This window comes from Terriglobales bacterium, assembly GCA_035764005.1.
GTDB lineage: Bacteria > Acidobacteriota > Terriglobia > Terriglobales > Acidobacteriaceae > Gp1-AA112.
In genome coordinates this window covers 42,863-63,745 of record DASTZZ010000005.1, presented here as the reverse complement: position 1 = coordinate 63,745, position 20,883 = coordinate 42,863, and the positions used below count along the sequence as shown (strand labels likewise).

Sequence of the window (20,883 nt, the reverse complement as noted above, 5' to 3'; positions counted from 1 at the left end):
CATTCCTGAAATGGTGCCTCTCTGGCCGACAGAGCGGCTGTCAACCGTGAATGACAACAAGATCGATTTTGTTATTTACTGCAGACGAAACTCGATTACGCCGAAGCAGCCTCAGGCAGGCCCTCTACCTGCAGGACGGGACGAACTTCTACCGTGCCCCACCTGCCTGCAGGAATCTGGCTGGCGATTTCCGTGGCTCTATCGATGCTGTCGGCTTCGATCAGGAAAAATCCCCCGAGCTGCTCGTGGGTTTCGGCGAACGGACCATCCGTGACCATCGTCTTTCCGTTCTTAACCCGCACGCTCTTGGCGGAAGAAGTCGGATAAAGCGGAGCCGCTGAGACGTACTGGCGTCTGGTGTGGAGCTGTCTGGCGAATCCAGCGGAATCCTGATAGCACTGTGCCCGCTCGGCTTCGCTGAGCGAATTTTCGTCAAGGTAAATGAGCAACATATATTGCATACTGATCTCATTTGATTATCAAAAACGGAGAAATAAAGCCAATCGAATACGACTATAGTGTTGACCTAGTTAGGACTTCCTCCAAAATGGAGGAACAACTATGGCGGTATTGAACGTCAAGAACGTACCCGATTCTCTGTATCGGAAGATAAAAGCCAAGGCGAAGCGGGAGCGTCGATCGGTTGCGCAAGAAGTTCTGCACCTGTTGAGCTCTGCCTTGGAATCCCCAAAGCGTTTGTCCATTTTGGAGCTAAAAGGATTGGGTAAAGAACTTTGGAACGAGATTGACCCTGCTGACCACATCGAAAGAGAACGAGCCTCTTGGGATTGATCGCCGACGTCGGTTCTGGACCAGTTGGAGTAGACGCAGCGATTTTCATTTACTTCATTGAAGAGAACGTCCAATACCTTCCCATCATTGAGCCTCTTTTCAACGAGGCTAGTAATGGAAGGCAGCTCTTAGTGACTCGGCACTTACGTTGTTGGAAGTGCTTGCAGTGCCTTATAGGATCGGCAATCGCTCGATTGCTAGCCGCTACGAGGCGTTGCTGACTAAAAGCGAGGGAGTGGAAATTGTCGAGATCTCCCGTGACCATCTTCGAGCTGCAGCGCATTTAAGGGCAGCAACAAAGGCGAGAACAGCAGATGCTCTGCAGTTGACCGCGGCTCTGGTCGCGAAATGCACAAGCTTTCTTACGAACGATCGTGCATTACCAACTATTCCAGGATTGCGCATCCTGCAGCTTTCTAGCTACCTACGCAAATGTTGATCTTGTTAGGGCCAGCTTCAATCCAGCGTCCTCACGTCTTCCGGCAGCATCAACGTCATCTGGCACTGGTGCTTAGCTTCGTCGCAGGTTAGCACTCCGCGGCGAACTAGCTTAATCGGAGTGTCGTCTGGGAATTCCACGGTGAAGGAAGCCGCCTGCAACTGAGTTGTGTAGCTGCGCAGCGCTTCATCTCCCCGAACAAATTTAACTTGCTCGGGTCTGATCGGACGACCGTCCGAACTTCCAGTAGCTGAGAAGCTGAGAAAGAATTCCGCGCTTGCATTTTTGCCCGACCACGGGAGACGCGCGCTGCGCAGTGCTTGCAGCTCCTGGCGTGCGCGCTCCACTTCGGCGGCACTACGCTTCGAATCGGGAACGAGGGATTTCAGATGTTCTTCGGCATCGGGAATCTTGTGGTTCGCAGTTGCCGCCATCGCATAGAAATGGACTGCATCCTGTTTGCGCCCCATCTTTTCATAGAGCTGTCCGAGATGGTCGCCGATCTCGGAGTGCTCGTCGAGCAGCCATGCGGCTTCAATGTAGCGCTTGGCTTTATCGAGCTCATTGTTCTGGAAGTACACCCATCCGAGCGTGTCCCAATAGCTGCCGATGCTCATCGTGAGTCCGACATCGTTGAGCGTGAGGTGATCGACATCCACATTGCGCAGCCCAGCTTCTGTTGCCGACGTTGCCGACTCCGCATACGTGAGGGCCTTGTCGAGATGAGTCTTGTGCGTGGAGAGTTCGTAAGCCACGTTGTTCCAGATGCCCGGAGATGGAGCCAGTTCGACAGCTTTGTCGAATGCGGCCAGCGCCTTCTCCGGCTGATTCACGTTCAGGTAAGCGCGGCCAAGGTTCGCTTCCAGCCCCGGATTCTGTGGTGTGATCTGCACCGCCCGTTCGAGTTCCGAAACGGCATCGGTGTAGTTCTTCTGCTCGAGATAGAGCGAACCCAAATTTCCGTGCGCGAATTGGTCGAGCGGATTTACATCAAGCTGCTTCTTATATGCAGTAATGGCGTCATCGTATTTTTGCTGTGCCTGATAGGCCATGCCAAGATTGTTGTAGGCGAACTCGTCGAAGGGATTGATGTCGACCTGCTTTTGAAAAGCCGAAATTGCATCGTCATAGCGGGCGAGCGCAAGATACGCGCGGCCTAGATTGTTCCAGGCGTCTTTGTGCTTGGGTTCAAGCTCAACCACTTTCTTGAGCAACTCTGATGCTGCGCGGAAATTCTGGTTCTTGAGTGCGGCGATGCCGGCGTCATTGAGATCGTCGGCTGACATTCCTGCGGGAATGTTCGAGGCCGAAGTTGCCGAGAGGCTCTCGACGAACATGCTTTGCGCCGTGTCTGCAGCTACTGCGCGCACAAAGGCGCGCAAATCAGCTCCACGGCTGGCCGCGATTTCACGCATGCCGAGTGAGAGATCTTTCGTCACCGTGAGCGTGTGTCCATCTAGCTTGTAATCGGCCGAGTAGGTCGCGTAGTCGCGCTTCACACTGATTGGCACAGGAGGACGATAGTTGTAGCCGTCGGGAAGCTCGACTTTGACCGTCTCGTGCGTTTGCAGCGGGGCTGCAGGAAATTCGAACGGCTTGGTGCGATCCTCGTCGTCATCTTCATCGAGATTGGCCCAGCTCATGTCGAGGCGCGGCAGCGGGATCGCCAGCTGCGAGCTCTTCGTAGTCCAATCGAGAAAGTTGGCCTGCGTCAACTTGTAGCTGAACTCAAGTGGATGATGCGTATCCGAGGGATCGCCAACTTTCACATCGTCTACATCGCCGGCGAGTCCCTGGTACATGTTCAGGTACTCGATCACCTTCTTCCACTGCGGTTGCGGTGTTCCGCGGAAGGCCATGCGGAACGCAAGCTCGGCGTCACCGCGAACGCTGTATTCGTACGTGGCCTCAAGCTTCCCTACCTGGCTGATCTTGCCAGTGACTTTTACCGACTGGTAATTGGCAGTAGGCAGATCGGCGGGAGTGGTCACAATTTCTGCCTCACCGTTTGGCGGAACGAGCAGAGCCTTCTTATTCCGAATGCTCGCGACCAGCATGCGAAATGGCGCGACTTCCGTGGTTGAGTCTAGCCAGATCCCGCGCAGATTTCCGGCATGGTCCGGGGCAGACTTGAGGGGCACGAACGTGATGACGTGATCGAACTGCGCCGGAGACGGCACGGTCTCGTCAAGCTTGCGCGCGTGGTGAATCAACACCGGATAGGCATCGAGCCCAGCAGCCTTGATCAGCGACGCGAGCAGCGTGTGCTTGTCTTTGCAATCGCCGTAGCGATTGTTCAGTACATCCACTGCCGAATGCGGCTGGAATCGTCCGACGCCGAAGGAGATTCCAACGTAGCGATAGCGAGGTGCGACGAAGTCGTACAGATCTTCGACTTTTTCAACGTCACTCTTCGCCGAGGCAGTCAGCTCTGCGGCACGAGCACGAATCGTCTGGTCGGGCTTTACTCGATCGCGTTCCAGACTTGAATACCATCGACCAACTTCGTCCCATGACTGGAAGGTGCTGAGTTGAACATCAGGGATTTCGTCTTCATCGTCCTCCACTTTCTTCTTCTTTTTCTTTTTAGAGGAATTGGAATCGTCGTCGTCGAGTTTCAGAACTGCGTTCTTCCATAAATATGTCGTACGGCCATTCGCAGTGGCGATCTCTGGCTGTACGTTCTTGCTTCGCATTTTCAGCGCGCGGCCGGCGGGAACATCGACCTGCAACTGCTCGTCAAGAACGATGACTTTTGAGATGAACTGCTGCTCCCACCAGAATTGCCCGGGAGCCAGCGGTTCGAATTCGTTGACTTTCACGTCGTATTCGAGGACGTCCCCCGGCGCGAGCCCTGGAACAACAATGTCTTTCTGGTGGAGATCGCTGTAAATCGGCGCCTCGCGCGCGACCGGTGCCGTCAAATCCTGCACGGAATCGGGACCCGCAATTGTGACCGCTCCATTCGGCTTGGTGACCTTGACTGAGACGATCTCGATCCTATCGTTCGCGGCGTTATAGGGAAAATGCAGTTGCCCGAATGCCTGCACGCCAGCCTGCGTCTGAATGCGAATGCGCGTCGTCTGTTCGCGCTCGGAGGTGCCATTGTTTTCGAAACGAATCTTCGTCAGATATTTTTCGATAACGAATGCCTGCTGGGAATAATCGGCGGCTTTCTCGGCGGCAGCCGGCGGCGTAAGCGGCGTTTGCGCTTGTTGTGGCTGTGGCTTCGGCGATTCGGGAAATTTTTTTCGCGAATCAGAAGGAGTCTGTTGTGCCCCGACTGAAACAACAACGAAGAGAAAAGGGATGAGACCAGCGCATCGACGCATATGGAAAGTTCTACTCTGAACTGAAGACACCGGCAATCGGGCGTACGGTCTAGGTGGATGTACCTAAGTGTCTGCGCCTTTCGAGAGTTGAACGATTTCGTAGGTGTAGCTTGCATGGCTGTTTGGAGCCAAGAGCTGCAAACCTGCCGGCCGGGCGACCATGTATGGCGCAAAGTCATTCCGCTGCTCACGAATTTCCGCACCGAAGGTCTATGTTGAGGAGTCTCGTCGGTACCCGTGTGGGCGACGGAAACTAGACTACTATGTTTGAGAGCCACCGGCGGTTTTCCCGACTGCCTCTGTAAGGTGCTCAATGGTTAGTTTTGCCAAAGCGAATGAGATAGGAACTGGGCTGCCGCGCCGCGCCTTTGTAGTCTCCTTCATCCTTCACGGGCTGCTGATCGGATATCTTTGCTGGCAACCTGAACCACCACTCATCAACCGCACCATGGTTTTGGCGGGCGAAAATGGTAGCTCTATCGGCTTGGTCTATTTGCCCACTGACCCGTCACTTCGCATTCCGGTAAATGAAGAATCGCGGAGATTGAAGTACAACGCTCCGGCACACCACCGCGTTGTCAAATTTCGACATACCTCACCACATCAGACCGACGAGCATCCCACGGACGCCAAGGTGCAGGCTCCTGCGATGGGCTCTCCCGACGGCGATTCCGATGTGGGTCCGGTCTCCGGAGCCGGAGCTTTTCCGGCGCTCCCCGTGAAGTTTCCTGATCCCCATGTGAATGCCGATGAGCTTCCTGCCGGCGTTGCCGGCGATGTCGTCGTTGAAGTCACCATCGACGTTGCCGGCAACATCGTGAAGAAGAAAGTATTGGTATCGATCGGATACGGCATCGATGAGAAAGTGCTTTCGGTGCTCGAGCAGTGGCACTTCCGTCCGGCTACGATCAATGGCATGCCTGTGGCTTCGCGACAGGACGTCCACTTTCACTTTCCCAGCTAGGGAATTCCGCTCACCAGGTTTCTACCAGGACATCGTCGTCAACGATGATGTCTTCCAGCTTTCCCGAATCAATGAAAGAGACACGCAAGCTTTCCAGAAGATCGCGCAGCTCGGAGAGGCTCGTGGGCGACATCACGGTAAAGCGAAGTCCCATGCCGACAGCTGGATCTGACGTTCGAACTTCCGCGTGAGTTTCAAATCGGAAATCCGCCGAATTAATTCTCGCGCGCACGAGCGTGCCTCTGGGCAGCGGACTGAAGGTTTTCACGTAAAGGCCGGATGCTGAGATGTCGGTTATTTCGGTCCAGAACGGGTACTCGAGCGCACCGAAGATCTCCGCACCGCCGGAGCACGCATGACGAGGAAAGCGACGGCGATCTTTAGGCGTGGGCTCGACCCAGAACTTATCCTTTTGTCTTTGCGGAAGACTGATTCCCCACAGCGGTTTTGAGAGCTCCAGTGCCTTCAGTCCACATTGGCCCCGCCGTGTTCCTGAGCCAATCCATTTCACACTGAAGCGAGCGCGAACGCCGAAGCGATGCAGAAATACAGTCTGGCCGATGCTGAGCCGCACGTTTACGCCTGCAATGCGTGCAGACTCGAGCGTGAGATCTAACGTGTGAGTTATGAGGGAAAATGGCTTGGCATGGACGTCGGTGCCAGTCATCTTCACGGGCAAAACAGCCCTGGTGCGCAGCTCTTTCCTTTTTGACACCTTCGCGACTTTCACCCGGCGGGGAGACTTCCTGTGCAATTCTAAGTCAGCGGTGGCGTTCTTCTTCGCGTCGGGACTGAATTCCCCACTCCGAAGTAATCCACAGTAACCAGCGCAGCCGGCCGTCGTTGAGCTAACTGTAAGTTCAAGATCCTTGATCACGCAGCAGACCGGAGCCGTCCAGAGCTGCCCGTTGCATCTGTTCTGCTGCGCGCAGCGCACCTCCCAGCAACAGCTTGCATCTTTAGTTAACAGATAGAGGTCAGACAATTGAAGTGTCTGCTGAGGATTTCAGAGGAGGAATTTTCATGCGAAAACTCGCATCTCGCTTGACCATGTGTGCGGCGCTCCTGTTTGCATTTGGAGCGTTTGCGCAGAATGCGTCCGAGGTCCCCGCCGGAACTGAGGTTCACGTGCGTGTTGACCAGGACATTAATGCCAAAAAAGGCAATGTACAGCCCGGCGCCATGTTCCCGGGAACGATTTCGCGCGATGTAGTCGGCGCGAACGGCAATGTGATCATCCCGAAGGGAGCTCCGGCTCAGCTCGCGGTGGTTTCTACCGGCGACAACAGCAACGACATGACGCTCGACCTGCGCTCGGTCGACATCAACGGCCGTCACTATCGTCTTGATACCGAAAGTACCAGCGCTGCCGCCAGCAGCAAGAATGGCGGAATCGGCATGAACAAGCGCACTGGCGAGTATGTGGGCGGCGGTGCATTAGCGGGCACACTCATCGGCGCACTGGCTGGTGGTGGCAAAGGCGCAGCCATCGGCGCCATATTGGGAGCGGGCGCTGGAGCCGGCACTCAGATTTTGACCAAAGGCAAGGAACTCAATGTTCCGGCCGAGACCGAGCTGAATTTCCGTCTGCAGAACGCCGTTCGCATGCACCAGTACGAAGGCTATCAGGGACACGGACGCGAGCTGCCGCCTCCAGATCAGTACAACAATAATCAGTACAACAACAATCAGCCGCGCGATAACAGCAGCAATCCGCGGTAAGCTACAACTTTGCCAGAAAAGGGCTGGACCTCAAGTCCAGCCTTTCTTTTGCCCATTTCTTCTGACAAATAATAGAGGGGTTCCCGTTTTCCACCGGTCGCTCCACAGCAATCGCTGCTAATATCCCGAAAGTGGCGACCAAGAAACCATCGAAGCGTGCAAAGAAGTACCTCAGGCTGCTCAAGCCGGGCGAGGAGCAGCGCTCGATGTCCACGCTCAAGCTGCGGCTTCTTAAAAAGCTCAAATGCACGCTCAGGTACGAGAAGCTTGCATGGGCAGACGGCGCTCAACTGGTCGCTGGCGTGGACGAAGTCGGGCGCGGCGCTCTCTTCGGTCCTGTCGTTGCTGCTGCCGTAATCCTCAAACCTGACTACCGCATCCGCGGGCTGCGTGATTCCAAGCTGCTGCTGCCGGAAGTACGCGAGGTGCTCGCCGAGCGTATTCGCGAACATTCGATCGCATACGCCATCGCATCGGTCGATGCGGCACGTGTGGATCAGATCAATATCTACTGGGCTTCTCTCGAAGCGCTTGCGTCAGCTGTGAAGCAACTGGAACCTGCTCCCGATCATGTCTTAGTCGATGCACTCAAGATCGACATTCCGTTCAAGCAGACGAAGATCATTCATGGCGACGCACTAAGCTGCTCGATCGCTGCAGCATCGATCATCGCCAAAGTGGAACGCGATCGCATGATGCGCGAGATCGATGCTCAATACCCACTCTACGGTCTCGCCTCCAATAAGGGCTACAGCACGCCCAAGCACAAGGCCGTCTTGCGAGAGCACGGGCCATCACCGCTGCATCGCCAATCGTTTGCGCCAGTCTGGATGGCTCAAGCCGAACACACCCCGGATCTTTTCGCAGAGTTAAAAGAGGAAGTGGAAGCAGACGAACAGCCTCAGATCGAAACAGAATGTGCACAGCTCGAAGCAGTAGCTGGCAGCTAGCGGCTGGTAGCTAGCAGCTTCTTTTCACATCAACGACTGGGGATCCACATCGACAATGATGCTCGTGCGCGGCACCTCTTCTGCAACCGCGCTTGTGACCAGCGCACGGAGAGTTGCGTTCAGCCTTTCCCGACTGGATGACTTCAGAATGAAATGGAAGCGATAGTCGCGCTTGAGACGCGATAGCGGCGCGGCAGCCGGACCCATCAGACGAATTCCTTCCAACCGCGTGCGATCGACCCAGCGATGCACGATGCCCGCGTAGCGCATCGCAAGCTCGAGCTTGTCGCTGCGCAACAGAACGTTGGCGACACTGGTGAACGGCGGGTAATGCATCCAGCTGCGATAACGCAGCTCCTGCTCGTAGAAGCCGATGTAATCGTGCATTGCCGCAAAGCGAATTGCATAGTGTTCCGGAAAGTATGTTTGCAAAACGACCTCGCCTGCGAAATTGCCGCGTCCTGCACGTCCTGCGACTTGCGTCAGTAGCTGAAAGGTCCTTTCTGCCGCCCGAAAATCGGGCAGACCTAGGGCATAGTCGGCGCCGATCACGCCGACGAGCGTGACTCCATGAATATCGTGCCCTTTCGCGATCATCTGGGTTCCGACCAGCATGTCGAGCTCGCCTGCGTGAAGCTGATTGAGCACGCGTTCAAAATCGTGGCGCGTGCGAACCGTGTCGCGGTCAAGCCGACCGACGCGGGCATTCGGGAATGACTGCTGCAGGGATTCTTCAATCTTCTCTGAACCTGCACCGAGGAAGAACAGATGCTCGCTTCCGCATTTGGGACAAAGCTTCGGCACAGTTGTGCGGTATCCGCAGTAGTGGCATTCGAGCCGCTGGCCAACCGGAACACGCTGCGTGAGCGCCGCCGGCGAGACCATGCCTTTGTGATGAGTGAGCGCCACCGCGCAATTCACGCATTGCATCTTCTCGCCGCAGGAACGACACAGCACAACGGCGGAATATCCGCGTCGATTGAGCAACAACATCACCTGCTCTTTGGCTTCGAGGCGTTCGGTAACTTGCTCGATCAGCCTGCGCGAGAAAATCTTTTCTTCGCCGGTCTGCTGGAACTCCTCGCGCATGTCGATGATTTCGACCTCAGGCAAGGGCCTCTGCTGCACGCGCTCGCGCAGCTCGATCAGACGATATCTGCCTTCTCGCGCATTGTGGTAGGTCTCAAGCGCTGGCGTAGCCGACGCGAGAACGACCGCAGCACCTGAAAGTTTGCCGCGCATCACGCCTACATCGCGTCCGTTATAGCGCGGGGTTTCTTCCTGCTTGTAGGAGCCGTCATGCTCTTCGTCGATCACAATTAGCGCCAAGTCGCGCACAGGCGCGAATACTGCCGAGCGCGTCCCAACGACAATTCGCGCATCTCGGCGATGGATGCGGTGCCATTGTTCAGCGCGTTCACCGTTGGTCAAACCAGAGTGAAGAATCGCGACCTGCTCGCCAAAAATGCGGTAAAGATTCGCTGCGGCCGCTGGCGTGAGCCCTATTTCGGGCACCAGCAGTATCGCTGATCGTCCTTGCGCAAGCACTGACTGCATCGCTGAGAGATAAACCGCGGTTTTTCCGGAGCCGGTTACGCCATGCAGAAGGGAAACAGAAAATCGCCGGTCGCTTACAGCAACTTCAATGGCATCGAGGGCTGCGCGCTGGGCGGTGTTCAAATCTCCTCGCGCGATTTGCGACGACGATGCCGGAACTCCTGCTACGTGAAACTCAGCGGGTTTCTCTTCGATGCTCACCAGACCGCGCCGAACCAGCGTGTGGAGCGTTGTGTGGGGAAGCTCCGGCTCGCGAAGCTCACGAACAGGCATGGTGCCGCCGGCTTTCTCGAGTTTGGAGAGAAGCGCCTGCTGATTCTCATTCAGCCTGCGCGTCGAGGGCTCAGGGTTCGCGACCAGGCGCGCGATTTTAATTGTCCGACTTGCATCGCGAGTCGAAGAGACATCCTGCCGCAGGATCCAACGCTTTGAGTGCAATCCACGCAGTACATCGCGGGTCGCGCCAGTTGCGTTCTTGAGCGCGTGCTCGCGGACTTCATCGACCTGCGAAAGGAAATCCAGCACCTGGTATTCGAGCATCTGCTCGGTCATACTCTTCTTCGACCGCCCAGAATTCCCGAAGTGGGCAGAGTCATAAAGCGCCTTCTGTCCCAATTCAGTAATGCTGTAGCTCCAATCGCGCTTGACCTCCGCTTGCAATGGCAGCATGGCTCGCAGCACTTCTCCGATCGGCGCGAGGTAGTAGCTCGATATCCAGTCGGCAAGCTGCATGAGAGGCGCGTCGATGAGCGGCTCGGCGTCGAGCACCGAGTGCACCATCTTCGTCTCCATGCTCGGCGCACGATCATGCAGCGCAGTGACAACGCCGGGCAATCGCGATGTGCGGAATGGAACGAGGACTCGCCCTCCTACCACGGGAGTCTGGCCGTTCACACGATAGGTAAACGTCATCTCCAGAGGAACGGGCAGAGCTACGTCGCAAAAGGAAGACATGCGCAAGGGCACAGGTTACAGGGAACAGGTTATACAGGGAAACGGCTCTCAAACCTGTTCCCTGTCCCCTGTCACCTGTTCCCTCTGGTTCGGAAGCGGCATTCCCAAATACTTCATCACCATCTGCAGATCCTTCCACGTTTCTTTCTTCTGCCGAGGATCTCGCAGCAGATATGCTGGGTGATACGTCACTGCGAGCTTCGTATTCTTGAAGTCGTAAATCCGGCCGCGCAGGTTGATCATGGCATCGTTCACGCCCAGCAAAGTTTTTGCAGCTACGGCTCCAAGAGCAACGAGGATCTTTGGCTTCACGACTTCAATTTGCCGCATGAGAAACGGCGAGCAAGTATCGCATTCATCTCGTTCGGGAGTCCGATTCCCGGGAGGACGGCATTTGATGATGTTGGCGATGTAAACGTCTTCGCGCCGAATTCCCATTGCGGAAATCATATTGTTAAGCAGTTGGCCGGCGCGTCCGACGAAGGGCTCGCCGTGCGTATCTTCGTCTGCGCCTGGGGCTTCGCCGACGAACATAATGTCTGCCCGGGGATTCCCCACGCCGAAGACAATCTGTTTGCGTCCTTGTTTGTGCAGCACGCAGCGCGTGCAATCGCCGATGTCTTTGCGGATCGCGCGTAGCGCTTGTTCTGGAGTCATTTCCTTTTCATTGAGTAACGCCGTCGCGCTTGCAGCTTCGAGTCGCTCAGACGATATTTGTTCAACAGCTGTTTGAATCTGCGGTAGCACTTCGCGCCGATAAAAGTCGTAAATGCCAAGCTCGCGATAGAAGCGGATGCGCTCAGTCAGTTGCTGCTGCAGTTCTGAATTTTGGGACATGAATCAAGATCAGCGAGCGGGAGCGGCTTTGCCCGTCTGCATCTTCAGTTTTAGCACGACATCGAGAATTCGATGCGCGATTTTCTGCTTCGGCGCTTCGGGAATTGCGAGTTCTTCGTCATGAGTGATGATGGTGACTTCGTTGCGCTCGGAGTCGAAGCCGATGCCGGCCTTCGAAACGTCGTTCACTACGATCGCATCGATCGCCTTCTTGCGTAGCTTCGCGCGGCCATTCTCGAGTGCATTCGAAGTCTCTGCTGCGAATCCAATCAGGACTTGTCCGGCGCGGCGCTGAGACGAAACTTCGGCAAGGATGTCGGGCGTGGGTTCTAATTCGAGTGTGAGCGATCCGCTACGTTTGATTTTGTCTTGGGCAGCATCGCGCACACGAAAGTCGGAGACAGCGGCGGCGGAAATCACGATCGTTGCCCGATCAAGCTGTGAGATTACAGCATTGCGCATCTGTTCGGCGGTCTCCACGCGAATCAATTCCGCGCCTTCGGGAGTTTCAGTTGTAACTGGTCCTGAGACCAGAATCACTTTTGCCCCGCGACGAGTCGCAGCTTCGGCGATTGCGCATCCCATCTTCCCACTGGAGCGATTGCCCAGGAAGCGCACTGGATCGATTGGCTCGCGTGTTGGACCGGCCGTGATCAGAACCGTTTCTCCGGTGAGATCTCGAACTACGCCGAGGGCAGACAAAGCAGCGGCGACGATCTCCGCCGGCTCTGCCAAGCGTCCTGCACCGACCATTCCGCAGGCAAGGTATCCGCTGCCGGGCTCGACGACGTAAACGCCGCGCTTGCGCAGAGTCTCAAGATTGTCCTGCGTCGCCGCGTGATTCCACATTTCGACGTTCATCGCTGGCGCAACAATTGCAGGAGCAGGCGTGGCGAGGTAGAGAGTGGAGAGAAAATCGTCCGCCTGACCATGAGCGAACTTAGCCATCATGTCAGCCGTGCATGGCGCGACCACTAATGCATCAATGTTCTGGGCAACGCTGATGTGCTCAATGGCGGAATCGAGGTTAGGCTCTTGCCCGCCTGCGTCCCAAAGACCTGTGATGACCTTTTCGCCGGAAAGCGCCGCAAAGGTAAGGGGCCGCACGAATTCCTGGGCGGCGGCGCTCATGATGACCTGGACGCGAATGCCCTGATCCTGCAGCAGGCGGACGATTTCACAAGCCTTATAGGCAGCGATTCCGCCGCACACGCCGAGCGCGACCCTCATGTGTCTATTTTAGTCGTATGTGTAGGAGAGGGAGTCGTGGCATTGGTGGTTCGCGAGAGGCAAACGCGCAATCCGACGCCGGATTGCGCGGATGGGACGCGGATCAAAGGCAATGATTCGGAACGGAGCAAACCACGAACAAACTTCAGAAACCTGTTCCCTTCCGCGTTGATCCGCGCCCGAAGGGTCCGCGAAATCCGCGTCGGGTTTTAGACGTTACTCTTCGCTCGGCTGCGGCGCGGGGACTTCCGTCACTTCTGTATGCTCGGGCACGACGTAGGAAACCTTGCCGGCTTCAATTTCATCCTGGGCGATACGGCACGCCTTGCGGGAGTTGGTCTCGACCAGTGCGCTGGCTCCGTTCTGGAGCTGGCGGGCGCGGCGGGCGGCGACGAGGATGTAGCGATATTTACTATCGAACTCTTTCGTGGGTTCCATTGCTTTGACGTACCTCAGCGGGGTTGGGGTCCGGACGCAGCGGCCTGGAAGGATTCCAAAACGGGACGCACTCTCTCGTGGCTGTTGGCCAACAGACAACCTTCCGCAAGACGAATCAGTTTGCATTCGTCAGGAGTGGGTTGTTTGCCGGATCGACGAACTCGCTCGGAGAGGACGACGGCCTTCAGCTCTTCGACTGCCTTGTCCAGAATCTCGTTCACGAGAATATAGCCGTATTCTTTGTAATTCACAATCTCCTTTTGCGCGTTCTCAAGTCTTCGCTCTATTACCTTGGGGTCAACCTTATCGGTTTGGCTGCGATTCCTAAGGCGTCTCTCTAAGATGTGCTTGTTCGGAGGCATCACGAAGATGCTCACTGCGTCGAGCACTTTCTGGCGCACCTGCGCTGCGCCCTGAACGTCGATATCGAGCAGCAGGTCCTTGCCACGCTGCTTCGCTTCATCGAGAAAGCGGCAGGCTGTCCCATAGTAGTTGCCGAAGACCTCTGCGTATTCGAGAAAACGATCTTCGGCAATCATCTTTTCAAAGTCCACGCGGGTGACGAAGTAATATTCGCGGCCGTTCTGCTCGCTGCCACGTGGCGGACGCGTCGTATATGAAATCGAAAAGTCTAAATTGGGTACCATCGAGCGCAGCTCGTTGACGAGCGTAGATTTCCCTGAGCCTGAGGGAGCCGAGATGATGAAGAGGATGCCAGCCATGAAGGACGTGTATTAGCCCAAAACACTATTGCAGGTTGGGTCATCGCGGACCCAAGTCAGTACCGTCTGCGGTAGCAGATGGGTCGGTCTCGCGTACACCCATCCGCTACCGCGGACGGTACTGACCCAAGGGTGCGATCACCCGATGACTCGATCCTTCCTCACTCGACGTTCTGCACCTGCTCGCGTGCTTTCTCGATCTCTGATTTGATCAATAATCCTAGCTCAGTAATCCGCAAACCTTCGCCTGACACTCCTGCCGTCTTCGACAACAGCGTGTTCGCTTCCCGATTCAACTCCTGCAACAAGAAGTCTAATTTTTTGCCGGCCTCGCCGCCGGAGTCGAGCAGCGAATGGAAGTGCTTGATGTGGTTCTCCAGACGAACTACCTCTTCCTGGATGTCGCTGCGCTCGGCCAGCATGGCGGCTTCTTGCAGGACGCGATCCGGATCGGCGTGTCCGCCTATAAGCTCGTTCATGCGCGATTGAACTTTTTCGAGGTAGGCGCGCGAGACTAGCGCCCGCAGTTTCCCAATTTCGGAAACGCCATGAGCCAGGGACCTCATGCGGTCGCGCAGTTCCGTTTCAATTCCGCGCCCTTCCTCTTCACGCATGTGATTCAGGCGCTCAATCAACTGCTCGGTACGCCCAAGGATCGTGTTCTCCAACACGTCATCAATTTCAGCGGAGTCGCCCGACAATGCGCCAGGCAACCGCAATACCGCGTTCAGATCAGGCTGGGAGACAAGACCAAGCCGCTCCGCCGCCTCCTGAAATGCGCGGACATATCCGTCGACCAGCGCATGATTCAACTGAAATCCGCCGGAAGCTCCGTGCTGGACAGAAAGTCCAACTTCGATGTGCCCGCGCGCAATCTTCTCTTTGATCATGCGACGCATCTTCAGCTCCAGACCGTTCGCCTCGGCGGGCATGCGGAAATGCAGATCGAGGAAACGATGGTTGACGGACTTGAGGCTGAGGGAAAAAGAGAGGTGATCGTTCACCTGATGCGTGAGCTGAGCGTATCCGGTCATGGATCGGACAGGCATGCGCGAGGTGGGCTCCCGTGATTCGCCGCTCATTTCAATGCAGCGACGTTGTCGATTTCAACGAACTGGAGATTGTACAGGCGTTGATAAGTTCCGTATCGCTGCAAAAGTTCGTGGTGGGAGCCGATGTCGGAGATCGTGCCGTGCTCCATCACGATAATGCGATTCGCGCTGCGCACAGTCGAGAGCCGATGAGCAATCACGAATGCAGTCCGATTCTGAAGAAGGTTCTGCAGCGCAGATTGCACCAGCACTTCCGACTCGGCATCGAGCGCTGACGTCGCTTCGTCGAGAATGAGAATCGGCGAGTCTTTCAACAAAGCGCGAGCAATCGAGATGCGCTGACGCTCGCCTCCTGAAAGCCTCATCCCTCGCTCGCCGATTACAGTGTCATAACCGGCAGGCAAACGCATGATGAAATCGTGTGCCAGTGCGGCTCTGGCCGCAGCCTGCACCTGTTCGATCGGAACATTCGGGCGACCGTAGGCGATATTGTTACGCACCGTGTCATTGAAAAGCACGGTTTCCTGTGTGACCAGGCCAATCTGATTGCGCAGCGAGCGGACGGTCACATCCCGCAGATCGTGGCCGTCGATCAAAATCGCACCGGTGCTCACGTCGAAGAAGCGTGGTAGCAACCGGACGAGCGTGGACTTCCCTGCTCCGCTCGGCCCGACAATCGCAACAATCTCTCCGGCTTTTACTTCGAGATTGATGTTGCGAAGGACTTGGCGTCCACTTTCTTCATCGTCATAGGAAAAATCGACGGCTTCAAACCGAATGCTGTCTCTGAACGGTGGAAGCGTGACGGCGTTGGGCTTGTCTTTCACATCGTCTTCCACTTCCATGAAGTCGAAGATTGTCGACGAAGCGCCGAGCGCCTGCTGGAAGTTGTTGTAAAACTGCGCGAACTTGCGAACCGGATCGTAGAGCTTAAACACCGCAACGATGAAGGCAAAAAATGCACCTTCAGTCATGAAACCGCCGCGAATGCGGTCTCTGCCTATAAATAGCAGCAGAGCGATGGCCACTGCACCGATGATGTCCATCAACGGCGAACTCACTGCTTGTGCGCTGACGGAACGCAGATTCGCACGGAAGAGTCGGCGTGAGGCGCCACGGAAGCGCATCGCCTCCCACAGCTCCATATTGAATGCTTTCACAATGCGATTGCCGGCGATGATCTCGTGCAGCAAATGCTGAATTTCCGCGAGTTTGTCCTGACCCTTCCTCGTCGTGTGGCGCACGCTGCGTCCGATGCGACGCACGGAGGCAATGACGATAGGAATAAAGAGCACCAGAACCCAAGCCAGTTTCCCCCCAAAGACCACCACCACGCATGCAGTGAAAATCAAGGTGAACAACTGCTGAAGAAATTCGCCCAGCACGGTGGACATCGCATACTGCACGCGTTCAACATCGTTGATGATGGTCGAGAGCAGTGTTCCCGTGGAATGGCGCTGAAAAAATCCGAGTGACCGGCGCAGGATGGACTGGAAAAGCTCATTCCGCAGGTCGGTAATCATTCCGAACCCGGCATAGCTCACCAGATAGGTGCCCAGGTAATCGCAGATACCTTTGAGGACTGTGGCCCCGATCAGAGCTACCGCAACCATCGTCCAGGCGTTGTGGAAATAGCTGGGTAGAAATTGGTGCAGGTAAATATCGTGTCCTCGAACGCGGAACAACAGCAGATCGCGCGTAAGTTCCTCAGGTTTCAGGACTCCGTCGAAAATCGGCTTGACGAGCACAACCCGGAAGGCGTCAAACAAACCCACCGCGGCCAGCAGAATCACCGATCCCAGAACCGCCAGCGAATACGGGCGGACGTAATGCAGGATCCGGAGAAGTCGGCGGGGATGAGATTCGGGCTGAGAGGCGGAATCCAAACTAGCAGTTTAAGGCTTTTTCTGAGCAGAATGAGAATAAGGAAGCTTAAGTGCGAGCTGTCGAGTCAGGTACAGGTTCGAAGGTGGAAGCCCCCGACTTTTAATCGGCGGCGACGCGTGAGCGTCGTCCAAACGAGCGCTCAACGATTGCGCTTTAGCGCTGGTAAAAGCTCAGCGTTACGGTAACGCTGAGCGCAGAGTCCGTGGAAGCGCCGGTCGTAAGGCTGGCCATGCTCTCCGGCGAAACTGGCGGCGGTTCTGTACTAAGCAGCGGCAGCTTTGGCCAGATGCTCGTCAAGTTTCAAACGCTGGCCTTGGGCAATCGCCTGGTTTCCGAGGCAAACGGCAATGCCTTCATTCCAGGCTTTGTCTTCGTCTGCTTCAGGACGTTTGTTCGCGCGTAGGGCATCGATGAACGAAGCGCACGCGAGATAATCGGGGCTGCCCATTTTGTCGGCTGGAACCGGGACTGGCTCGCCTACACCGCGATACGGAAGTTCTGAGCGATACGTTGCGCCAGTGACGATGCCGTGTTGAACTATCGTTTCCTGCTGTACCGCTGATTCGGGACGCTTGGGTTCGTAGTAGATAGTTCCATCGGCTTCGGTGAGAACGGCACTGCCGTCGGTTCCGTAGACGCGAATCTGATCGCCATCGAGGCGATTGGTAGTGATTGCACTGAAGAACAGCGTCTGCCCGCTGGGATAGCGGTAGGTGACTTGTACGTTATCGTCGGTTTCGCGACCGTCTTTCCAGTAATCCACTCCGCCGCTGCCAATGACTGACTTCGGCATACCGCCGAAAACTTCATTTGCGAAGTTGATGTGATGCGACCCGAGCTCGGCGACGAGCCCGCCGGAATATTCCTTGTAGAGCCTCCAGTTGATCAACCGCGCTAGCTTTTCGTCTGCTCCTGCGGGCACCGGACGTCGCCAACTGTTGTTGCGATGCCAATAGGCGTAGATCTGCGTGATCTTGCCCAACTTGCCGGCCTGGATGCGGCTCAGCACTTCGCGATACCAGGGAGCATAGTGATATTGGAGTCCAACCTGATAGTGCTTGCCCGAGCGCTTTACCGTCTCTCGAATGCGATTGCATCCATCGACGGTGAGCGCCATGCTCTTTTCGCCGTAAACATGGTGTCCACTTTCCAGCACGGCAGTGATGTGGTCGGCGTGGAAAGACAGCGGCGTTGAGACGATTACCGCGTCAATGTCGCGCGCATTGAGGAGCTCGCGGTGGTCGTGATAAATGGGCGTGTTCTCTCCTGTGATCTTGCGACCGGCCGAAAAGCGCGGCTCATAGACGTCGCAGAGTCCAGCGAAGCGCACGCCGGGCACGCGAAGGAAGGTACGCATCAGCTGCTGGCCGCGGCTGCCGACACCAATGATGCCAAGATTTATCTGGTCAGAGGGGGCGCTGAACAGTTGTTCTGAGCCCCCGAGCAGCAATGCTCCGCCTACTGCTCCTGCCGTGCGCCCTATAAACTCCCGCCGATTCATGATGCCTGAGCCCTCCCATACCGTGGTTTGAAACCGATAATTTCACTTCGCTCGATAGCAGCGTCCGGCCAGTTCCATTTCAGAATGCGTGATGCCGAACTATCCGTCAGCACGGATAAAGCGCTGACGTACTGAAATTTCGAAATCAATGTGTCGCCATCGGCTCCGAGAACAAATAGCGCATTCGAGAGCGCGTCCGTCATCGCTCCATCGGTTCCAATCAGCGTGGTTTGCACAACACCCTCGACGGGCATTCCCGTTCTGGGATCCATTACGTGGCAGTACCTTCGCCCGTCCAGCTCGAAGAACTTTTCGTAGCTGCCCGACGTCGAGATCGCCTGATCCAGAAGCTTCACGGTGGAAATCTTGCGCGTCCGATCGAGTGGATCGGGCACATGGACTTTCCAACCTTGTTCTCCCGGCGGAGCTCCTAGGGCATATACCGTGCTGGACCCTGCGACCACCAGCGCCGCGTTTACGGCTGCCTCACGAAGAACATCGACCGCGCGGTCTACCGCGTAGCCTTTCCCAATTGCTCCCAAGTCGAGCTCCATTCCGGGAACACCAAACTGGATCGTGCGAGTACCGTGATCGAGAACAATCTTTTCGAAGCCGGTACGTTCTCGGGCTGCGTTCAGGTCATCGATATTGGGAAAGTGACCTTCGGCGCGAAAGAACCCCCAGGTACGCATCAGCGGGCCGACTGTAATATCGAATGCACCGCCGGTTTGTTCGGAATATCGCAACGACTCATCAACGAGCGAAAAAACTTCGGGATCCGTAGTGACAGGCTGTGATGCCGCAAGCCGGTTGATGCGGCAGATCTCGCTCGATAGGCGGAACTTGCTGAGCGTCTCTTCGAGCCGGTCAACTTCTTCGAACGCGACCTCGAAGAAACTCAGAGCCTCTGCTTCGCTTTCAGCGTAAAGATGGATCGCGAAGACCGTGCCCATGGCGTTTCGCGACTGGCTGAAGATCCTCATCGATTCCGCGATATCAAATGGGCCGCCCAGCCCGTGAACTCAGCATACCAACTCTGAGCGGAGCAAGATTGAACGCTTCGCATAGCGAAAAACTGCGGGGTACCGGGCAACAGAACCGGCGGCGGTAGCCGGTGGGTCGTTGTTGGGCGTCAAGCCCAACAACGAGTTAACAGACGTTGCGCGCAGTCTCGAAACATGCGCAGCCGCACAAACCGCGGCTGCCCCACCGGCTACCGCCGCCGGTTCCGTTCGGCTATCTCCGTCGTCCCCATCTTCTGCTGCTCGCCGGTCTTGAGATTCTTGACCGAGTATTCGCCGCTCTTAGTTTCATCCTCGCCGACGATGATCACATTCTCAATCCCCAGCTTCTCGGCGATCTCGAAGGATTTCTTTAACCGGAAACTCTCGTCGCCCAGTTCAACGCGAACTCCTGCTGTCCGAAGCTCAGAAGCCAGTTTCGCTGCTGCGACATTCATCCCTTCACCTAGTGGAGCAATGTAAGCCTGTGGTACCGATTCGGGAACGTCTGTTCCCGACGTTGCAGCCAACGCCATCACGAATCGATCCTCGCCGATGGCAAACCCGATTCCCGGAGCGTGTGGTCCGCCGAGAGCTTCGGAAAGGCCATCGTACCGCCCGCCTCCCAGAATGGCATTCTGAGCTCCGAGGCTACCCTGCGTGAACTCGAAAGCGGTGCGCGTGTAGTAGTCGAGGCCGCGGACGAGACGATCGTTGATCACGAATGGAACACCCGTCGCGCGCAGAATATCTTGAACTTGCTCGAAGTGTTTGCGATCGGCTTCGTCGAGAAAGCCTGTAATGCGCGGAAGTTTTTCGATGATGGGCTGGTCTTCAGGAACTTTACAGTCAAAGACACGCAGGGGATTCGTCACCGCACGGCGCTGGCAATCGGCGCACATGCGATCGACCACTCCGCTCAGCGATTTCCGCAACGCTTCGTTGAAGGCAGGACGGCTGCTCGACGACCCCACCGAATTCAACTGCAGAGTCCAATCCTTGATCTGCAAGCGATTCAGCAGCATTACCAACATCTGCAGAACTTCAGCATCGCGCGCAGGCGACTCGCTTCCCGCCGTAGGAGGTCCAATTACCTCAGCACCGATTTGGTAGAACTGTCGATATCTTCCCTTCTGCGGACGCTCGCGGCGAAACTGCGGGCCGATGTAGTACAGCTTCTGCAGTCCGGGACGTTCCCATAGCTTGTGCTCGATGTAGGCGCGCACAACGCCGGCTGTGTTTTCCGGCCGCAGTGTCAGAGACTGCGCTTTCTCGGATTGCGCGCGAGCCCGGTCTTCCCATGTGTACATCTCCTTCGAGACGATGTCGGTAGCTTCACCGACTCCGCGAGCAAAGAGCTGCGTATCTTCAAAAATGGGAGTGCGAATTTCCGAGAAGTTGTAGAGCGCGAAGACCTCGCGCGCAGTCTGTTCCACGCGGTTCCACAGCGCAGTCTCCGGTGGCAGCAGATCGCGCGTGCCGCGCACGGCCTTGATCGTCAATTG

At 56.3% G+C, this 20,883-nt stretch carries 17 protein-coding genes; 4 read left to right on the top strand and 13 right to left on the bottom strand.

The annotated features are described in order from the left end of the window. Nucleotides 1-95: 95 nt before the first annotated feature. Entirely contained in the window at nucleotides 96-461 is a 366-nt protein-coding gene (locus tag VFU50_00935; protein HEU5231393.1) for a YciI family protein, read from the bottom strand. A 100-nt stretch (nucleotides 462-561) separates the two neighbouring features. On the opposite strand from VFU50_00935, the gene VFU50_00930 reads away from it, so the two are divergent. Beyond that, nucleotides 562-792 carry a hypothetical protein gene (locus VFU50_00930; GenBank protein HEU5231392.1) on the top strand — a complete coding sequence of 77 codons (231 nt, stop codon included), beginning with the start codon at nucleotides 562-564 and terminating at the stop codon, nucleotides 790-792. 456 nt (nucleotides 793-1,248) lie between these two features. On the opposite strand, the gene VFU50_00925 is transcribed toward VFU50_00930, so the two are convergent. Beyond that, the gene (locus VFU50_00925) at nucleotides 1,249-4,563 is read right to left on the bottom strand and encodes a DUF3857 domain-containing protein (GenBank protein ID HEU5231391.1); all 3,315 of its coding nucleotides are present in this window, start codon (nucleotides 4,561-4,563) and stop codon (nucleotides 1,249-1,251) included. 313 nt (nucleotides 4,564-4,876) lie between these two features. Between VFU50_00925 and VFU50_00920 the strand changes: the two genes are divergently transcribed. Beyond that, on the top strand, nucleotides 4,877-5,527 hold the full coding sequence (locus VFU50_00920; GenBank protein ID HEU5231390.1) for an energy transducer TonB: 651 nt from the start codon (nucleotides 4,877-4,879) through the stop codon (nucleotides 5,525-5,527). Nucleotides 5,528-5,537: 10 nt separating this feature from the next. Here VFU50_00920 and VFU50_00915 read toward each other — a convergent pair whose 3' ends face one another. Further along, nucleotides 5,538-6,242: a PilZ domain-containing protein gene (locus tag VFU50_00915; GenBank protein HEU5231389.1), complete on the bottom strand. Its 705-nt coding sequence runs from the start codon at nucleotides 6,240-6,242 to the stop codon at nucleotides 5,538-5,540. Nucleotides 6,243-6,550: 308 nt separating this feature from the next. Here VFU50_00915 and VFU50_00910 point away from each other — a divergent pair, with 308 nt between their 5' ends. Together VFU50_00910 and VFU50_00905 are read left to right on the top strand one after the other, a co-directional pair. Next, complete coding sequence (locus tag VFU50_00910; GenBank protein HEU5231388.1) at nucleotides 6,551-7,249, top strand: hypothetical protein; 699 nt, start codon at nucleotides 6,551-6,553, stop codon at nucleotides 7,247-7,249. Nucleotides 7,250-7,380: 131 nt separating this feature from the next. Continuing rightward, nucleotides 7,381-8,199: a ribonuclease HII gene (locus VFU50_00905; protein HEU5231387.1), complete on the top strand. Its 819-nt coding sequence runs from the start codon at nucleotides 7,381-7,383 to the stop codon at nucleotides 8,197-8,199. A gap of 24 nt (nucleotides 8,200-8,223) precedes the next feature. Here the strand turns inward: VFU50_00905 and priA are convergent, their stop codons facing one another. From priA to hisS, 10 genes are all read right to left on the bottom strand, one after another. Beyond that, a complete protein-coding gene (priA, locus tag VFU50_00900; protein ID HEU5231386.1) occupies nucleotides 8,224-10,710 on the bottom strand; it encodes a primosomal protein N' in 2,487 nt (828 codons plus the stop codon). Between the two features lie 48 nt (nucleotides 10,711-10,758). Next, nucleotides 10,759-11,547: a uracil-DNA glycosylase gene (locus VFU50_00895; GenBank protein HEU5231385.1), complete on the bottom strand. Its 789-nt coding sequence runs from the start codon at nucleotides 11,545-11,547 to the stop codon at nucleotides 10,759-10,761. A gap of 9 nt (nucleotides 11,548-11,556) precedes the next feature. Next, on the bottom strand, nucleotides 11,557-12,777 hold the full coding sequence (coaBC, locus tag VFU50_00890; protein ID HEU5231384.1) for a bifunctional phosphopantothenoylcysteine decarboxylase/phosphopantothenate--cysteine ligase CoaBC: 1,221 nt from the start codon (nucleotides 12,775-12,777) through the stop codon (nucleotides 11,557-11,559). 216 nt (nucleotides 12,778-12,993) lie between these two features. After that, complete coding sequence (gene rpoZ / locus VFU50_00885) at nucleotides 12,994-13,215, bottom strand: DNA-directed RNA polymerase subunit omega (GenBank protein ID HEU5231383.1); 222 nt, start codon at nucleotides 13,213-13,215, stop codon at nucleotides 12,994-12,996. 14 nt (nucleotides 13,216-13,229) lie between these two features. Next, on the bottom strand, nucleotides 13,230-13,937 hold the full coding sequence (gene gmk, locus VFU50_00880; protein HEU5231382.1) for a guanylate kinase: 708 nt from the start codon (nucleotides 13,935-13,937) through the stop codon (nucleotides 13,230-13,232). 161 nt (nucleotides 13,938-14,098) lie between these two features. Then, the gene (locus tag VFU50_00875; protein ID HEU5231381.1) at nucleotides 14,099-14,986 is read right to left on the bottom strand and encodes a YicC/YloC family endoribonuclease; all 888 of its coding nucleotides are present in this window, start codon (nucleotides 14,984-14,986) and stop codon (nucleotides 14,099-14,101) included. Between the two features lie 29 nt (nucleotides 14,987-15,015). Further along, on the bottom strand, nucleotides 15,016-16,782 hold the full coding sequence (locus tag VFU50_00870) for an ABC transporter ATP-binding protein (protein HEU5231380.1): 1,767 nt from the start codon (nucleotides 16,780-16,782) through the stop codon (nucleotides 15,016-15,018). Between the two features lie 356 nt (nucleotides 16,783-17,138). Then, a complete protein-coding gene (locus VFU50_00865) occupies nucleotides 17,139-18,377 on the bottom strand; it encodes a Gfo/Idh/MocA family oxidoreductase (GenBank protein HEU5231379.1) in 1,239 nt (412 codons plus the stop codon). Continuing rightward, complete coding sequence (locus VFU50_00860; GenBank protein ID HEU5231378.1) at nucleotides 18,374-19,360, bottom strand: FAD:protein FMN transferase; 987 nt, start codon at nucleotides 19,358-19,360, stop codon at nucleotides 18,374-18,376. The genes VFU50_00865 and VFU50_00860 overlap by 4 nt, the downstream gene beginning before the upstream one ends. Nucleotides 19,361-19,590: 230 nt before the next feature. Further along, complete coding sequence (gene hisS, locus VFU50_00855) at nucleotides 19,591-20,880, bottom strand: histidine--tRNA ligase (GenBank protein HEU5231377.1); 1,290 nt, start codon at nucleotides 20,878-20,880, stop codon at nucleotides 19,591-19,593. Nucleotides 20,881-20,883 lie beyond the last annotated feature (3 nt).

What these genes read in the sequence shown, in the direction of transcription:
- VFU50_00895 (HEU5231385.1), bottom strand. Translation starts at nt 11,547, where the DNA reads ATGTCCCAAAATTCAGAACTGCAGCAGCAACTGACTGAGCGCATCCGC.
- rpoZ (HEU5231383.1), bottom strand. Translation starts at nt 13,215, where the DNA reads ATGGAACCCACGAAAGAGTTCGATAGTAAATATCGCTACATCCTCGTC.
- VFU50_00860 (HEU5231378.1), bottom strand. Translation starts at nt 19,360, where the DNA reads ATGAGGATCTTCAGCCAGTCGCGAAACGCCATGGGCACGGTCTTCGCG.
- VFU50_00910 (HEU5231388.1), top strand. Translation starts at nt 6,551, where the DNA reads ATGCGAAAACTCGCATCTCGCTTGACCATGTGTGCGGCGCTCCTGTTT.
- VFU50_00925 (HEU5231391.1), bottom strand. Translation starts at nt 4,563, where the DNA reads ATGCGTCGATGCGCTGGTCTCATCCCTTTTCTCTTCGTTGTTGTTTCA.
- coaBC (HEU5231384.1), bottom strand. Translation starts at nt 12,777, where the DNA reads ATGAGGGTCGCGCTCGGCGTGTGCGGCGGAATCGCTGCCTATAAGGCT.
- VFU50_00920 (HEU5231390.1), top strand. Translation starts at nt 4,877, where the DNA reads ATGGTTAGTTTTGCCAAAGCGAATGAGATAGGAACTGGGCTGCCGCGC.
- VFU50_00930 (HEU5231392.1), top strand. Translation starts at nt 562, where the DNA reads ATGGCGGTATTGAACGTCAAGAACGTACCCGATTCTCTGTATCGGAAG.
- gmk (HEU5231382.1), bottom strand. Translation starts at nt 13,937, where the DNA reads ATGGCTGGCATCCTCTTCATCATCTCGGCTCCCTCAGGCTCAGGGAAA.
- priA (HEU5231386.1), bottom strand. Translation starts at nt 10,710, where the DNA reads ATGTCTTCCTTTTGCGACGTAGCTCTGCCCGTTCCTCTGGAGATGACG.
- VFU50_00865 (HEU5231379.1), bottom strand. Translation starts at nt 18,377, where the DNA reads ATGAATCGGCGGGAGTTTATAGGGCGCACGGCAGGAGCAGTAGGCGGA.
- VFU50_00875 (HEU5231381.1), bottom strand. Translation starts at nt 14,986, where the DNA reads ATGCCTGTCCGATCCATGACCGGATACGCTCAGCTCACGCATCAGGTG.
- VFU50_00935 (HEU5231393.1), bottom strand. Translation starts at nt 461, where the DNA reads ATGCAATATATGTTGCTCATTTACCTTGACGAAAATTCGCTCAGCGAA.